The organism is Aeromonas salmonicida subsp. salmonicida (assembly GCF_001643305.1).
GTDB lineage: Bacteria > Pseudomonadota > Gammaproteobacteria > Enterobacterales > Aeromonadaceae > Aeromonas > Aeromonas salmonicida.
This window is the reverse complement of sequence record NZ_LSGW01000085.1, coordinates 1-16,096: the sequence shown is the minus strand read 5'-3', so window position 1 is coordinate 16,096 and position 16,096 is coordinate 1. Positions and strand designations below refer to the sequence as shown.

The following is a 16,096-nucleotide window of genomic DNA, read 5'->3' as shown; positions in this document are numbered from 1 at the left end:
TCGGAACAGCTATTTAGGTGAAACCAGACAGGTGATCAGGGACTTTGCCGCCCATGTGGTTGAGTTGATACGGGTACAGGAAGCCAAGGAGGCAAGGGACGAGTGTGACAGATTCGACTAGATTTTATGGATATTAATGAGGGAAAAAAATCAGTGTACATTAATCGGAGATAACAACCATGAATACTGTATATATAAATGGGCTTCCATACCCAATGAGTTTTTTAGCTCATTGCTCAAGTCATGACCAGAATGAAATAATGTCAATGTGGTTTATGAATAATTTCGATCGTGTTAATTTTGATAATCGATTGTTATTCGAATCAGTGAGGTATGATGAAGTTGAACCATATGAAGTACTAAAGGAGGTATTTGGTGACTGGGTTCCTGGGGATGTTATTGGTGACACGTCAGTTGAACTAGAACCGATTGGTGATGACATATGGGTACCGGCAATCGATTATTCAATGTATTGGCCCATACCAGCAAATGACAATGATTCATTTGATGTATTTCAAGACGGAATTAAACGCATACGTGAAATGATGATGAATGTACATCTGATCGGTGATGCCAATTCACAGAGGCATTTAATTCAACTTTTATACGCTGATGTTATCACCACATTAGAAACGTACTTAGTTCAGGTATACCTTAAAAAGGTTTTTGAATCTGATGAAACTATCATAAATTTTTTAAACAACCATAACGATTTAAAGGCCAAGTTTAATTCTATAGACTTAACCGACTTAATGAAGGGGGATGCCAAAGCGATTATTGAACAACGTTGTGATGATTTAAATAAACATATTCAAAATCTATCATGGCATAATCCCGTAGCTGTATCTAATCGCTTTGACAAAGTTGATATAAAAATTGATTTGGCAAAAACAGGTTTAAAGGAGCTGATACAAAATCGACATGATATTATTCACCGCAGTGGAAAATCAATTGAAGGTCGGCCTTTTGGCAGTTTCAATAAGGGTGATATTGAGAAATCAATTGTTATCGTTGTGGGGATAGCAGAAGAGATTGATAGGTTGGCTAAGGTCAAGGCTTAAGTGTTATCTCTCACACGATCCTAGAGACTGTGTTGAAGTGCTAGGTTAAGCTCGGTGGGATTGACCACCAGCTCGCCACTGGCCGCATGAATGCCGATGTGCAGCGCCAGCAGGGCATCCACATCGTCGAGCTGACCACCGGCTGCCAGTGCCTTGCCACCACGGCACCCCTCTTCGGCGGGCTGGAAGAACAGCTTGATGCGGCCGCTGAGTCGCTCTGCCAGGGCTGCTATCCGCTCGGCCACCACCAGAGCCCGATGGCGGTGTGGCCGTCGTGGGCACAGGCGTGCATCCAGCCGGCGTTGCGAGACTGCCACCCCTCCTGGCTGGGGGGATGCAGCTCATCCTGGCTCTCGTCCACTTCCACCGCATCGATATCGAAGCGAAAGGCCAGGGTCGGGCCGGAACGACTGCTGTCCCATACTCCCATCACACCCGTTATCTCTTCGATGCGCGCCAGCCAGTCGGGATGCGCCCCCTGACGCAGGGCGCGCTCCTTCTGGGCTTGTACGTCTACCGCCCGTCCCATGATGAGGTTGCTGGCCAGCAGCTTGTCCCCCAGCATGACTTCAAATCCGAGTTTTGAGAGGTGGTGAGCAATGAGGGAGCTGGTGCGAAATTCACACCAGGCCGCTTCGGGCAGACGATGAAGATCACGACGCCAATGGCGAAGAGCATCTTGTGTCATGGTAGTTCCTGCGTGGCGAGTTCAGCGGATATTGTGACGGGCAGGGGAGCAAGAGTAAATCCCGCTGACAAAATGCAACAAGGGGAGCGATGAGGCTCCCCTTGTTGGTGATGGCGGTGACGTCCAGCTTGTTTAGTGTGCACCAACCCGTTCTAAATTCCGTTTCAGGCATCATCTCGAGTGAGGCAGTCAAAAAAGACAGAAAGCGGTGGATTAGTCAGCGCCAAAGTGATGGTTGTCATTCAGTAATACAGGGTTCTGGATAATTAACCGGCTCAGAGCTGTGACAGGGACGGCAGAGAGACGGCAACCAGAGTGAAAAACACGGTAAAAACGGCAGTAACAACAAACTCTTTCATATTTTGTCTCCCTTGGCTGACTCTTGATGGGACCAAGATACCATAACTGTGCAGTAACACAACGGCAAAGTGTAATAATGTGGCTTATTGTCGCGGTGGTGGGTGCTAAGCCTTATTTTTGTATTCTTGCGGGTGTTTTATCACCACTCCGTTCATTTCTATGGTGGTGGACTTGCTGATTTTCTATTTTTATATATAAATTCAAATGGTTACGTTCTTGTGTTGTGATGTCTGTGGTGGGTTTTATATGGAGCTTCTATTGGGTTGTACCAGTTTTATGAGCAAAAATGGCCTCCTGCTGCGCCTGAAAATGTCGCCACAAGCAGGGTTGGTGGTCTCAGCGGGAGATAGGGTGTTGATATCCAGTTTTTGGTTCAGTGAAAGCACGCAGGCCATGGGTGGCGTCACTTGCAGGAGATTGTCACTCTTCTTGTTTTTCAGTCAGAGGGATAAAAAGGATGAAAAAGGTGGGCTTTCACTGGGATAAAGAGCCGCCGGGGCCAGCGGGAAGGGATTTCACATTTTCCCGATACCATGTGCCTGTGGATGCGGGTTGAGTGACATTGCGGGTCGGTATTTTTGGCGTTTGCAGTTGCCTATTGACCGTTGATGAGTAACTGGCTGCCCAGTCACGGCGCTGCCATCGGCTTCTTCCCCGAGCGGTTTGTGGCGTTTTAACGACAGCTTGAGAGTGTGATGGGGGAGATATAGGAGGAAAGAGCCTGAAAAATACGGGAGAAGGGCGGGGGCGAGTGGTGACAAGGGTTGGCGTTGCAGGGGGGCGCTGAGGCACTTCCCAATCACCCAGTATGGCCACCGACAGCGGAAGGCTTGCTACCCCCTGGGCTTCGCGCAGCAAGTCAGCGGACCCTGGTGACGGTCTTGAGTGGCCGAGTGAGCCAATCAGTCTTGTGTGAGTGGTGCGAGCGAACGAGAAGAGTGAGATGAAGAGTAAAGCGGAGTGCCAGTAAAGCCTGGCATGCAATGCCTCTGTTTACTGCTGACGCTGCGGTAAACAAGGCGGATTAAAAAACCCTCCGGCGGAGGGTTTTTGTCACAACAACCTGATGCAAGCCATGGGGCTTAGAACAGTGTGGTGGAGAGATCGTACAGCTCCTGATCGAACGGGCGCTTCAGGTTCTCGATGCAGTCGATGATGTCGTGGTGCACCATCTCGTTGCCCTGGATCCCGACGCAGCGGCCACCCTGGCCCGCCAGCAGCTGTTCGACGGCGAAGGCACCCATGCGGCTGGACATGATGCGATCGCGTGCAGTCGGTGAGCCGCCACGCTGGATATGACCCAGTATGGTGGCGCGGGTTTCGCGGCCAGTCATGGCTTCGATGTCCTTGGCCAGCGCATTCACGTCGGTGACGTGTTCACAGATTGTGATGATGGCGTGTTTTTTGCCTTTGGCTTCGCCTTCCTTGATCTGTTGCAGCAGCTTCTCTTTGTCAAAGGCCACTTCCGGTACTATCACGTACTCGGCACCGCCAGCAACGGCGGCAGACATGGCCAGATCGCCGCAGTGGCGACCCATGATCTCGACCACTGAAATACGGTGGTGGGAGCTGCAGGTGTCGCGCAGACGGTCGATGGCGTCAACCACCACGTTCAGGGCGGTATCAAAGCCGATGGTGAAGTCGGTACCGGCGATGTCGTTGTCGATGGTGCCCGGCAGGCCGATGCAGGGGAAACCCTCTTCGGTCAGCTTCTTGGCACCCATGTAGGAGCCGTCACCGCCGATCACCACCAGGGCATCGATGCCGTGCTTTTTCAGGTTTTCGATCGCTTCGGCACGCACGGCCGGATCTTTGAAGGCGGGGAAACGGGCAGAACCCAGGAAGGTACCGCCACGGTTCACCACGTCGGAGACGCTGTGACGCTCCAGCTTGACGATCCTGTCCTGATGCAGACCAAGGTAGCCATCATAGATGCCATAAACTTCCAGGCCATGATGCAGACCGGCGCGCACCACGGCGCGAATGGCTGCGTTCATACCCGGTGCGTCACCACCACTGGTCAAAACACCAATACGTTTGAGTTGTTTGGTCATGAGTGCCTCTGGATCTGAGTTGTCGAATACGAAGTTTTACAAATGAGACAAGCCATTTTTACTATATCGGCTTTCGTATGGGATGCGGGGGCCGCCATAGGAAAAGCGATATGCAAGAGGGGGCCAAGCCCCCTCTTGGGCAACAGCTTACTTGGCTGCGCCAGCGATGATCTGGGAGAAGTCGTCCACTTTCAGGGACGCACCACCCACCAGGCCACCGTCGATGTCCGGCTGACCGAACAGGTCGGCAGCGGTTGCACCAGTGACGGAGCCGCCGTACAGGATCTGTACTTTGGCAGCCACGGCGCCATCAAAACCGGCCAGGTACTGACGGATGTGAGCGTGAACGGATTGAGCGATTTCCGGGGTAGCAGTCTTGCCGGTACCGATGGCCCATACCGGCTCATAGGCAACCACGGCGTTGCTGAAGGAGGCGATGCCGCAACGGTCGATGACGGCTTTCAGCTGGGTCTCAACCACAGTCTTGGTCACGCCGGCTTCGAACTGCTCCAGGGTCTCACCGATGCACAATACGGGGATCAGGCCCGCTTTCTGGATGGCTTCGTACTTGGCGGCTACCACGTCGTCGTTCTCTGCGTGCAGGGTACGGCGCTCGCTGTGACCGACCAGGGAGTAGGTGCAACCGAAGGCTTTGAGCATGGAGGGGGCGTTCTCGCCGGTGAAGGCGCCGGACTCGTGAACGTCGGCATTCTGGGCACCGTAGGCAATCTTGCTGCCTGCGGTCAGCTGCTCAACCAGACCCAAAAAGATAACCGGCGGGCAGACGGCGACTTGTACGGAAGGATGAGCGGCAGCAGCCGGGGTCAGTCCTTTGATCAGAGCTTCTACAGAAGCTTTGGTGCCGTTCAGTTTCCAGTTACCCATTACCAGGTGCTGTCTCATCTTGTAACTCTCCTAGGCATTTGATTGCGCGACATTATATGAATTGAACCGAGCCCAAGATAGCTGACCCGGCGGCAAATGACGTAATTTTTTTTCGCTTTCCTGATCCAAATCAGGAATGAAAGGCTCGATTGCTCAATCGTTAACCTGCCCTCGCAAACGGGCCCACCATACCCCAATCCATTCGTGAATGGCAGCCTCGGAATACATCAGATAACGCCCCTTTGGCAGGTAGCTGTAGAGGGGTTGCGCCACCTGACTCTGCTTGGCTGTGTAGTCGGTGGGGGCCGGCACCGCATCGAGTCCCTGCCCTTGATACAGCGCCATGGCTCGCGGCAGGTGGGTGGCCGAACTGACCAGCGCCACCTGCTTGCCCTTGAGATAACGGCTGATGCTGACGGCCTCGTCATGGGTGTCTTGGTTGTTTTCAAACAACGTCATTCGGGATCTCTCTATCCCCAGGCTGGCCGCCATGCGGGCATTGACCTCGGCGTTGGAGAGGGGATCCCCCGATACATAGCCGGAGAAGACCAGTGTGGCCTGAGGGTAAGCCAGGGCGAGGCGTACGCCTTCCAGGGTTCTTGCGAGGGCGATATTGTTCTGCCAGGCGCGCTCAGGGATCGCCGGATCGCTCACATGGCCGTTGCCCAGCACCACGATAGCCTCTATATCCGGGTGTTGGCTTATCTCGAACGGCGGGAAGGTCTGCTCCAGCCCTCTGGCCAGCTCATAGCTAACCGGCCGCATCCCCATCAGAGCAACAATGACCAGGGAGCAGGTCGCCAGCAGCTTGCCGGTTTTCTGAAAGCGGGTGAACCAGAGCAGCAAAAGCGCCAGCAGCAATAAGGAGAGGGAAAAGGGCAGTGGCATCAGCAATTGGCCTAGCCATTTGTTGATAACAAACAAGTTGGCGGCAAACAGGTTGAGCTCAAACACTGGGATGTCGTCCTTGAGTTTTCAGCAAATTCGGGATGTGACAGAATACCCCTCTTTTTTCGTCAGGCCCAATGCTGCGGCCAAAAGTTGAGTGAGTCTTGAAGCAAGATCAGAGTTTTGACGGGCGTGCCGACAAGTTTGCTCGCAACATTTATGACTCCACCAAGGGGCGTATTCGCACCACTGTGGTCTGGAGCGACATTGAAGCCTGCCTGGCTCGCCTTGGCAACCGGCCCCTGCGCATCCTGGATGCGGGGGGCGGATTTGGCTATTTTGCCCAGAAGCTGGCGGCCATGGGTCATCAGGTGGAGCTGTGCGATCTCTCCGCCGAAATGCTTGAACTTGCACGGGTCCAGATCGCTGAAAAGGGGCTGGAAGACAGAATTCGTCTCATCCATTGCCCCATTCAGGATCTCAAGGCCCACGTGACCGGCACCTTTGATCTGGTGCTCTGTCACGCCGTGCTGGAGTGGCTCGCCGAGCCGCGCCAGACCCTGCTCGGTCTGTTCCCTTTCGTCAATGCAGGGGGCATACTGTCGCTGCTTTTTTACAACCGTCATGGTCTGTTGTTTCAGAGTCTGGTGGTGGGCAATTTCGATTATGTGCGCCTTGGCCTGCGCAAGAAGCGCCAGACCGCCCTGACCCCCACCAATCCGCAGTTGCCTGAACAGGTCTACGACTGGATTGGGCGAGGGGGCCTCAAGATCATTGGCAAGACGGGGGTGCGGGTCATTCACGACTACATGCGCCATAAGCAGGATCAGGTCGAGAAGTTCGATGATCTGCTGGCCATGGAGCAGCAATATTGTCGCCAGGAGCCGTTTATCTCCCTGGGTCGCTATATCCATGTGATGGCGCAGAAACCGTCAAGCTGACAAGCAGTCTGTCTGGCAGCCTTGTAATAACAACGAGATGGTCAGTTTCATATGATGAGACCGTCCCACGGATAACAACGAGATGACAACGTCATGATGAGTACATCCCGTACCCTGCCCGAGCGTTCTGTGCCGGAGATAGTAGGGTGGGTCAGGCAGGAGGGGTTGGCGCTGAGCCTGCCTACCGACCGGCTGGCCTTTCTGATTGCAATCAAGACACTGTCCGAAGATGAATCGGACCTGTCGGAAGCGGCGCTGCACGATGCCTTTGGCTATGTCAGCAACGCCTTTGGCCAGATGGACGAGACCCTCACCGGTCGTGCCAACAACGCCATCAACGATCTCATTCGCCAGCAACTGCTGTCGCGCTTCAACACCGACATGGTGGCAGGGGAGAGTCTCTATCGCCTGTCGCGGCTGGGGATGGGGATCGTCGACTTCTTTATGGATCAGCGTCAGGTTGACTCCATCAAGCTCTCCATCCTGCTCGAACACCTGGCGGCCGAGCTCGACACCGCCCGCAAGGCGGCGCTTGAGACCAACACCCGCGAGCAGTGGGATGCCGAAGTGCTGCCACGGCTCACCTTCTCGCTGGAAGAGACGCTGGGTCGTATCGACTTGACCCAGCGCGCCATGGATGAGCAGCAAAATCAGGTCAAGAGCGAGATAGCGGCCCTGCTGACCCAGAACTGGGTCGATGCCATTCACAGCTGTGAAAAGCTGCTGCACGAGACAGGCCAGACCCTGCGCGAGCTGCAAGATACCCTGGACGCTGCCGGTCACCGCCTGCAGGCGGGACTGCTCAACATTCAGGAAGCAGCGCAAGGGCGCGACGATCTGTTTCACGTCGAGGAGCTGACCCATGCCTTGCAGGGACGGCTTGATGTGATCACCAGCTGGGGTCAGCAGTGCATCGAGCTCTGGTCCCGTTATGATCGCCACGTCCACAAATTTATCCGCAACGCCATCGACATGGACAAGAACCGCGCCTTCAGCCAGCGGCTGCGCGACTCCATTCGCAATTTCGAGCAGCACAACTGGCAGCTGCGTATCGCCGAGGAGCCCCGTCTGCTGGAGCTGCGGGATGAAACCATTGCCATCCACGACGAGGAGGTGACCGGCGAGGTCCCCCTCGAGATGGAGTACATGGAGATGGTGGACATCAATCAGGCGCTGGCGGAGCGCATCGAGCGCTACCTCGCCCGCTATCCCGAGCAGGGCCATCAGCTGGATGTGGCCGATGTGCTGCGGGAATACCTGCTGGATTACCCGGCTCACGCCCATTTCGATGTGGCGCGTCTTCTGATCGACCAGGCCGTGCGCCTGGGCCATGCCAGTGGTGAGCGCGAGCTGCACCGCCAACCCGCATGGAAACCCATTAACCAAGCTGGATCCAAGGTTCAGGCCTATGTCATTGATCAATACTGAGTTTCCCTTGCCGCTGCGGCTCGCAGAGGCGATTGCCAACCCCTTGTTTCCGCGCATCGACACTGCCTTGCGCTCCGGCCGTCACATCAGTGCCGACGATTTCGAACAGCACTCGGCGCTGGTGGAGTACCACAACGAGCTGGAGATCTTCTACGGCCGCTATCAGGTGGAGCTCATCAAGGCGCCGGAAGGCTTCTTCTATCTGCGTCCGCGCCCCAGCGCCGACATCGGCACCACTGTGCTCTCCGAGCTCGATATGCTGGTGGGCAAGGTGCTCTGCTACCTGTTCTTGAGCCCGGACCGCCTCGCCTCGGAAGGGGTGTTCGCCATGGGCGAGCTGCAAGAAGAGGTGTTGAGCCTGGCCGACGAGAAGCAGCTGCTGCGGATGGTCAACAGCCGCTCCGGCGGCACCGATCTCGACAAGAAAAAGCTCTTGGAGAAGATCCGCACCTCCATGCGGCGATTGCGTCGCCTTGGCATGATCACTGCCCTTGGCAACAGCGACAAATTCCGGGTCAACGAGTCCGTGTTCCGCTTTGCCGCCGACGTGCGCTCCGATGAAGATCCCCGCGCCGTTCAGCTGCGGATGATCCAGGAGGGGGAGGCCATCTTCCACGATGACGAGATGCCGAGCAGCGATTCGCTGTTTGAAGACATTGAAGCGGATCTTGATGAAGAACAGCTTGAACTGGAGGTTGAAGATGACCTGCAGCGTTAAATCCAAGATCCAGATGGAGAAAAAGTCGTGAGAGGCAAATTCAAATCCCTGACCATGGTCAACTGGAACGGCTTCTTCGCCCGCACCTTCGATCTCGACCAGCTGGTCACCACCCTCTCTGGCGGCAACGGGGCGGGCAAGTCCACCACAATGGCGGCCTTTATCGCGGCACTGATCCCTGATCAATCCCTGCTCCATTTCCGCAACACCACGGAAGCGGGTTCATCCAGTGCTTCCCGTGACAAGGGGCTCTACGGCAAGCTGCAGCGCGGCCACTGCTATTCGGTACTCGAGGTGATGAACAGCCGCGAACAGCGGATCTGGGTCGGCGTCCATCTGGAGCAGGTAGCCAACCGTGACAACAAGGTCAACATCACCCCGTTCGCGCTGGTAGATGTGCCCGAGCAACTGCAACCCACCGATCTGCTGCTGGAAAAGCTCGACGACGGCAAGGGCCGGGTGCGCGCCTTTACTGATCTGAAAGGGGCGGCCGCCGAGCTGGGGGCCATGAAGGTCGCCAAGTTCAATACGGTGACCGACTATCACAACTTCATGTTCGAGTTCGGTATTACCCCCAAGAAATTGCGTGATCAGAAGGATCGCGGCAAGTTCTACCGCCTGATCGAAGCCTCCCTCTACGGCGGCATTTCTTCGTCCATCAGCCGTTCCTTGCGTGAATACCTGCTGCCGGAGAACTCCGGTGTGCGCAAGGCATTCCAGGACATGGAGGCGGCCATCTACGAGAACCGCCGCACCCTGGAAGCCATCAAAGAGACGCAAGGCCAGCGGGATCTGTTCAAGAACCTGATCACCGAGACCACCCACTATGTGGCGGCGGACTATGTGCGCAACGCCGCCGAGAAGAACCGTCTCTCCGAGCTGGCCCTCAAGGCGCGGCAGGAGCTGGCGGGCAAACGCCGCTTGCTGGCTGAAGAGAAGCAGCGCGCCATTTATCTGGCTGACGAGGTGGATCAGCTCACCAACCGTGAGAAATTGCTGACCGACGAGCTGGAATCCGCCGCCGAACACCTAGCCAAGGTGATGGCCGCCGTTGCTCTGCAAAAGAAGATTGAGATGTATCGCGCCGATCTGGCGGAGCTTGTCGACAAGCTCGAGCAGCAGCAGGCGATCGTAGAGGAGATCCACGGTCAGCTGCTGGAAGTGGAAGAGCGCAAGGAGCTGGCGCAGGCAGAGGTAGACAGCCTCAAGACCCAGCTGGCCGACTACCAGCAGGCGCTGGACATTCAGCAGACCCGCGCCATCCAGTACCGCCAGGCGGTGCAGGCGCTGGAAAATGCCCGCGCGCAGTGTGAACTGCCGGGGCTGACTGCTGAACAGGCGAGCGACACACTGCACCAGTTCCGCACCGCCGAGCAGAGCCTCACCAGCCGGATGCTGGGGGCAGAGCAGCAACTGGCGTTGGCCAAGGCGGCGGTGGCCGAACACGAAGCGGCGTTGGCGTTGCTACTCAGCATCGCACCCGAAACAGTGCGCGAGGCCGCCTGGCCTACGGCGCAGGCGCTGCTCAAGCGTCACATCGAAGACAAGGCCCGCATCGCGCAGGGGCAGGGGCTGCGCGCTGCCCTGGCTCGCCTCGAGAAAGAGAGCGAAAGCCAGCAGGCGCTGTTCCGCTTGCGTGACGAGTTACAGCAGGCCTCTGGCCAGCAGATCGCGAGCCAAGACGAGCTGGAGCTGTTTCTTGAGGCCCAGCGTACCCGTCAGGAAGAGCTGAGTGAGCAGCAGGCGGAGGTGAATCAGCGTCGCGCCAGCCTTGAGCATCAGGGCGTCCAGCTGGGCCGCGATATCGGCGAGCTGACCAAGCTGGCTCCGCGCTGGCTCAAATCCTTTGAAAAGCTCGAGCAGCTGCGCGAGCAGAGTGGCTTGGCCTTGGCCACTGCCGAAGAACTTTCTTCCGGCATGCAGACCGTGCTCGACAAGGAGCGGGAGTTCGAGCAGGAGAGCAATCGCATCGCGGCGCAGAAACAGGCGCTGGAGCTGCAAATTCGCAACCTGCAGCTGGGGGCTGGCGAGGCGGATCCGCGCCTTGCCCGCATCGCCGAGCAGGTGGGGGGCGTGCTGCTCTCCGATGTCTATGACGACATATCCATCGACGATGCTCCTTACTACTCCGCGCTCTACGGCCCGGCTCGCAGCGCCCTGGTGGTGCTCGACCTTGAGGGCGCCATAGAGCGGCTGAAAAAGCTGGAAGATTGCCCGGAAGATATATACCTCATTCAGGGCAACCCCGATTCCTTTGACGAGGATCTGGTGGAAGCGGACGAGCTGGGGGACGCCGTGCTGGTGCGCACCAGCAAGCGTCAGGTGCGCTTCTCCCGCTATCCCGAGCTGCCGCTGTTCGGCCGCGCCGCCCGGGAAAAACGGATCGAGCAGCTCGATCTCGAGCGCGAAGGCCTCATCGAGGGCTACGCCAAGGCCGCCTTCGAGCAGCAGAAGTATCACCGCCTCTACGGACACTTCCGTGACTTTATCGGCCAGCATCTGGATATCGCCTTCCGCCCCGACCCAGAAGCCGAAGTGCAGGCCAAACAGGCCGAGCTGCGCACCTTGCAGGGCGCCATAGCCGAGTGCGACAAGCAGCTGAGCGAGGCCAAAGCGGCCGCCGCCCAGTTGACCCGACATATCCAGCTGGTGCAGGGGATGCTGCCCTTTGCCCATCTGTTTGCCGAGGCCGATCTGGCTGCCCGTCTCGAAGCGGCTCACGCCGATGTGGAAGCCCTGAAACAGGCCGAAGCCTTTATCGCCAAGCATGGCAAGGCGCTCGAGAAGCTCGAAACCCAGGTGCAGGTGCTGCGCCAGGATCCGCAGGATCTCGCTGCCCTGCAGGCTGCCTATGATGAGGTGAGCGAGCTGTTGGCCGAGCAGAAGCGCCGTTGCTATGCGCTTGATCAGCTGGTGGCCCGTCTGCCGCACTTTGCCTATCAGGACGCACAAGACCTGCTGGGCAAGGCCTCCGAGATGAGCGAGCGGCTCAAAGAGAAGCTCAAGGCTGCCGAGCTGGCGGCCCGCACCGCCGGTGAACAGCACAAGCAGATTGCCCAGCGTCACACAGAAGCGTTGCAGCTGCGCACCGCGCTCGATTCCAGCGCCTCGGCCAAGCGCCAGACCCTGACCGAGTTCGAGCAGGAGCTGGCGGCCATGGGGCTGACCCTGTCGGAGGACATGGAAGAGAAGTCACGCGCCCACAAGAAAGAGATCGAAGAGCTGCTCATTCGCACCCGTTCTCGTCGCACCAGCGCCGAGGCCCAGTTGCAGGTGACCAAGCGCGAGATTGAATCTTTGGGCGGTCGTCTCAAGCTGGAGGGCAAAGATTACTTCACGGCTCGTAAATCCCTGGTGGGTCACAAGGCTAGCTGGTCGCGGGTGGTGCGTCTGGCACGGGACACCGACGTCGAGAAGCGTCTGAACAAGCGCGAACTGGCTTACTTGGACAGCGACGAGCTGCGCTCCATGTCTGACAAGGCCCTCGGCGCCCTGCGGGTGGCGGTGGCCCACGACGAGGCCCTGCGCGATGCGCTGCGTCTCTCCGAGGGCAACCGCAGCACCGAGCAGAAGGTCGCCTTCTACGTGCAGGTCTACCGTTACCTCAAAGATCGCATCCGCAACGACATCATCCGCTCAGATGATCCGGTGGAGGCCATCGAGGAGATGGAGATCGAGCTGGCGCGCCTCGCCGATGAGCTCAAGCAGCGTGAGAACCACCTGTCGCTCTCCTCCCACGAGGTGGCGGCCAAGATCACCAACATCATCCGCCGCGAGCAGAACCGTATCCGGGTGCTCAACCAGGGCTTGCAGAACATCGCCTTCGGTCTGGTGCGCGGGGTGCGCCTCAACGTCAATATCCGCGAGGCCCATACCCGCCTTCTCACCGCGCTGGCTGATCAAACCGCCATGCACAACGATCTGTTCGCCGACAAGGAGCTCAGCTTCTCCGAGGCGATGGCCAAGCTGTTCCAGCGTCTCAACCCGCAAACCGAGCAGGGGGATCGCAGCTATCAGGTGATGGGCGATGTCTTGCTCGACTATCGCAACTATCTGGAGCTGGAGATAGAGGTACAGCGCGGGGCCGATGGCTGGCTGCGGGCCGAGAGCGGCGCCCTCTCCACCGGTGAGGCAATCGGTACCGGTCAGGCCATCCTGCTGATGGTGCTGATCAGCTGGGAGGAGGAGTCCCGCCGTCTGCGCGGCAAGGACATCGCCCCCTGCCGTCTCTTGTTCCTCGACGAAGCGGCGCGCCTGGATGGCAAGTCCATCGCCACCCTGTTCGAGCTGTGCGAGCGCCAGGACATGCAGCTGCTCATCGCGGCGCCCGAGAACATCAGTCCAGAGAAGGGCACCACCTACAAGCTCATCCGCAAGGTGCAGGGCAAGCACGAACACGTGCACGTGGTGGGGCTGCGCGGCTTTGGCTTTAGCGATGACAAGCTGATCGCCTGACCTGCGTCTGGTGCACATCCTGACAAGGGCTGACGGGTAAATAAATGAACGGGAGGCTTGGCCTCCCGTTTTAGTTGCAAAACATGGCAAAGTAGCCGCGTTGCCCTCGGGTGTGGAACCGCGAGACAGTTTATGAACCTTTTACTGGCCATCCCGATCTGGCCGTTTTACGTGACGACAACAAGACCGGCCATACCGGCAAGGGGATCAAGGATAAAGCGCATGGCGGAGATGAAGGGAAAAATGCAATACATACAAAAAGGGCTGTTGTTATCTCTTTGCCTGTTGCTGGCAGCCTGTAGCAGCCGATATGACGACAGCCACGGCGGCAGCTGGCGCGGTTATACCGAAACCGGGCTCGCCTCTTATTACGCCGACCGCTACCACAATAAAAAGACCGCCAGCGGCGAGCTTTACCGCACTCACCTCAACACCGCTGCCCATATGACGTTACCCTTTGGCTCCCTGGTCAGGGTCACCAATATCGCCAACGGCAAGAGCGTCGTGGTCAAGGTCAATGACCGCGGTGCTTTTAAACGCGGGCGGATCATCGATCTCTCCAAGTCTGCCTTCAGCACCATTGGCAACACAAGATCCGGGCTTATCAAGGTCAAGGTCGAGGTGTTGTAGCGGGCAAGAGGCGCTGAGTTGGACATGCATTGGTTTCAAGGCAGGCAGCGGCTTGGCTCATCAGTTGCAAAGCAGTTTCGCGGCCGATGCCGCCTGTCTGGAAATCCACCGATACCATCGAATGCCCCTATGACGCTCTGGCCCTTATCTGCTTTGTATAAAGACGGTTCGCGCTATCAGAAGCGGAATACATATCCGGTGGGAGAGTCATCATGCTGCCGAGCCCACCCTATTGGACATCATTCACTATGAGCAGCATGGAATTCAAACCCTTCGGTGACGTGCGCGCAGAAGATTTTCTGCCCCTGGTCAACGATGAGACAGTGAGAAAACATCTGATTGATCATCCCCCCTTCGATGCGGCCAGTGTGCGAGTCTGGATGGATGACAAGATACGGATAGACATGTTACCCGGTTGCCGCGTGCGGGCCCTTGTCATCGATGGCGCTCTGGTTGGCTGGTGCGGAATACAACCCGATGGCGAGGGAGTCGAGATTGCCATTGTCATCGCCAAAGCGGGTTGGGGGGCGGGGCTTGCCATCTTCAAGGAGATGATGGGGTGGGCGCGAAGCATGGGCCATCGGGAGGTGCGCTTTCATCTGCTGGACACCCGACCCGCATACCGGTTCCTTGCCAGACGATCCACCAGAGTGAAAAAGACGACCCTGTCGGGGCGTGGCTTCACCACTTATTACCTCAGCGTAGAACAATGGTTTGCGGACTAATGGCGGACAACCAGTGCGTTGCCAGTGCATGAAGTGCTGCCCGTTGATTTTGTCGTCCTGAAGAATTTTTTCCCCAGTGGCGCTGGCGCCAAACCCCTGCCTGCGTGCTGAACCAAGGGATGCCTGCCAGCAAGGGGCCATGCTTCTACCGGATCCTCCGTTGTTCATCCGACGGAACACTCTGTCCATCCTGCCCATCTATATCCATCAACCGGCCATGCATACACTGCTGCCATGTTGATGGATGAGCTTTCATGAACGTAAATGCAGAGATGTTGGCTCATCCTGATGTCTTGATGGTATGACAGTGGAGAGATATGGATGAAGATAACGTCAGACAAAATAGTGTCGATTGCGGTGCTCAAAGCACGACCTGGTATGAAGGAGCGCCTGCGTCATGAACTGCTCAAGCTGGTCGAGCCCACGCGCCACGAGCCGGGCAACCTGGATTATGTGCTGTTCGAATTGCGTGACGAACCGGACACCTTCTATATGCGTGAAGCTTTCGTCAGTCAGGCCGCCCTGGATGCCCACTGCGCGACCGACTATTTTCAAGCCTTTGCCAAGCAGGCTGATGCATTGTTGGCAGAGCCCCTGCGGCTGATTTTTATGGAAGAGGTGAGCCACTCATAAATGTATTGGGCCAGCTGCTGGCCCAACTCCCCCCCATATGCCAAGTGCCCAGCCAGAGACTTTCCCGCTATCCCTTGGTTTCAAGGACCCATCTACCTGCATTTTCACGGCATCCGTTAGGGATGCTGCATTGCACTGGTTCCTCCTATTTCTGACCAATAGCCTTTTCATCTGCTTCCTGGTCGGTAAGATATCCAAATGGGATTGATTATGGCTTAAGCCTTGTTATCGAGGCGAAAACAGCCATGGCTGGACATGTGCTCAATGACGCAGCCGGCCATCGATGTGGCTTGAGCAGGGAGTGAGATGGATATCGAGCTGGCAGATGTGCCAAAGAGTTAGTTTGAAGGGGTTTTCGCTGCCATCAAACCCCGGCCCTTGTTTCGTGAATATTGATGAGCAAATAATAGTTAATGGAGAGTGATGATGGCCATTCTGGATATTTTGACGGTACCCGACCCCAAGTTGAGAATTAAAGCTGAACAGGTTGAGGACATTACTGCAGTGCAGAGCCTGATTGATGACATGTTGGAGACTCTGTATACGACCGAGAATGGTTGAATCGCCCCTGGTGTTCTAGACACTATGTGGCTGAGAAATAAACTGCATTTCAAACTCTACCGGCGACAG

At 56.9% G+C, this 16,096-nt stretch carries 11 protein-coding genes and 2 pseudogenes; 9 read left to right on the top strand and 4 right to left on the bottom strand.

All coding sequences use genetic code 11. The features are described from left to right. The first annotated feature begins 179 nt into the window (after window positions 1-179). Window positions 180-1,061: a HEPN domain-containing protein gene (locus AXW79_RS16235; protein WP_011898769.1), complete on the top strand. Its 882-nt coding sequence runs from the start codon at window positions 180-182 to the stop codon at window positions 1,059-1,061. A 50-nt stretch (window positions 1,062-1,111) separates the two neighbouring features. Here AXW79_RS16235 and AXW79_RS16230 read toward each other — a convergent pair. The 4 genes and pseudogenes from AXW79_RS16230 to elyC form a co-directional block, all read right to left on the bottom strand. After that, window positions 1,112-1,749: pseudogene (locus tag AXW79_RS16230) on the bottom strand (M20/M25/M40 family metallo-hydrolase); the annotation flags it as partial. A gap of 1,442 nt (window positions 1,750-3,191) precedes the next feature. After that, complete coding sequence (gene pfkA, locus AXW79_RS16220) at window positions 3,192-4,163, bottom strand: 6-phosphofructokinase (protein ID WP_005311131.1); 972 nt, start codon at window positions 4,161-4,163, stop codon at window positions 3,192-3,194. 147 nt (window positions 4,164-4,310) lie between these two features. Continuing rightward, window positions 4,311-5,066: a triose-phosphate isomerase gene (gene tpiA, locus AXW79_RS16215; RefSeq protein WP_005311133.1), complete on the bottom strand. Its 756-nt coding sequence runs from the start codon at window positions 5,064-5,066 to the stop codon at window positions 4,311-4,313. Between the two features lie 135 nt (window positions 5,067-5,201). Beyond that, a complete protein-coding gene (elyC, locus tag AXW79_RS16210; RefSeq protein WP_011898767.1) occupies window positions 5,202-5,972 on the bottom strand; it encodes an envelope biogenesis factor ElyC in 771 nt (256 codons plus the stop codon). 128 nt (window positions 5,973-6,100) lie between these two features. Between elyC and cmoM the strand changes: the two genes are divergently transcribed. From cmoM to AXW79_RS22430, 8 genes and pseudogenes are all read left to right on the top strand, one after another. Then, window positions 6,101-6,877, top strand: a complete 777-nt coding sequence (gene cmoM / locus AXW79_RS16205; protein ID WP_005311137.1) for a tRNA uridine 5-oxyacetic acid(34) methyltransferase CmoM — start codon at window positions 6,101-6,103, stop codon at window positions 6,875-6,877. 93 nt (window positions 6,878-6,970) lie between these two features. After that, window positions 6,971-8,305 (top strand): chromosome partition protein MukF, encoded by a 1,335-nt coding sequence (gene mukF, locus AXW79_RS16200; RefSeq protein WP_005311139.1) that lies wholly within the window; start codon window positions 6,971-6,973, stop codon window positions 8,303-8,305. Continuing rightward, window positions 8,286-9,023 carry a chromosome partition protein MukE gene (gene mukE, locus AXW79_RS16195; protein ID WP_005311141.1) on the top strand — a complete coding sequence of 246 codons (738 nt, stop codon included), beginning with the start codon at window positions 8,286-8,288 and terminating at the stop codon, window positions 9,021-9,023. Before mukF ends, mukE begins: the two co-directional genes overlap by 20 nt. 27 nt (window positions 9,024-9,050) lie before the next feature. Further along, window positions 9,051-13,478 (top strand): chromosome partition protein MukB, encoded by a 4,428-nt coding sequence (mukB, locus tag AXW79_RS16190; protein WP_005311144.1) that lies wholly within the window; start codon window positions 9,051-9,053, stop codon window positions 13,476-13,478. A 243-nt stretch (window positions 13,479-13,721) separates the two neighbouring features. Further along, on the top strand, window positions 13,722-14,108 hold the full coding sequence (locus AXW79_RS16185) for a septal ring lytic transglycosylase RlpA family protein (RefSeq protein WP_011898765.1): 387 nt from the start codon (window positions 13,722-13,724) through the stop codon (window positions 14,106-14,108). Between the two features lie 248 nt (window positions 14,109-14,356). Then, complete coding sequence (locus AXW79_RS16180) at window positions 14,357-14,833, top strand: GNAT family N-acetyltransferase (RefSeq protein WP_011898764.1); 477 nt, start codon at window positions 14,357-14,359, stop codon at window positions 14,831-14,833. 321 nt (window positions 14,834-15,154) lie between these two features. Beyond that, window positions 15,155-15,466 carry a putative quinol monooxygenase gene (locus AXW79_RS16175; RefSeq protein WP_011898763.1) on the top strand — a complete coding sequence of 104 codons (312 nt, stop codon included), beginning with the start codon at window positions 15,155-15,157 and terminating at the stop codon, window positions 15,464-15,466. A 426-nt stretch (window positions 15,467-15,892) separates the two neighbouring features. Then, window positions 15,893-16,024, top strand: a pseudogene (locus tag AXW79_RS22430) (peptide deformylase); the annotation flags it as partial. Window positions 16,025-16,096: the final 72 nt, after the last annotated feature.

Coding starts and splice junctions, on each gene's coding strand:
- mukE (WP_005311141.1), top strand. CDS start 8,286: ATGTCATTGATCAATACTGAGTTTCCCTTGCCGCTGCGGCTCGCAGAG.
- AXW79_RS16235 (WP_011898769.1), top strand. CDS start 180: ATGAATACTGTATATATAAATGGGCTTCCATACCCAATGAGTTTTTTA.
- AXW79_RS16180 (WP_011898764.1), top strand. CDS start 14,357: ATGAGCAGCATGGAATTCAAACCCTTCGGTGACGTGCGCGCAGAAGAT.
- mukF (WP_005311139.1), top strand. CDS start 6,971: ATGATGAGTACATCCCGTACCCTGCCCGAGCGTTCTGTGCCGGAGATA.
- AXW79_RS16175 (WP_011898763.1), top strand. CDS start 15,155: ATGAAGATAACGTCAGACAAAATAGTGTCGATTGCGGTGCTCAAAGCA.
- AXW79_RS16185 (WP_011898765.1), top strand. CDS start 13,722: ATGCAATACATACAAAAAGGGCTGTTGTTATCTCTTTGCCTGTTGCTG.
- tpiA (WP_005311133.1), bottom strand. CDS start 5,066: ATGAGACAGCACCTGGTAATGGGTAACTGGAAACTGAACGGCACCAAA.
- pfkA (WP_005311131.1), bottom strand. CDS start 4,163: ATGACCAAACAACTCAAACGTATTGGTGTTTTGACCAGTGGTGGTGAC.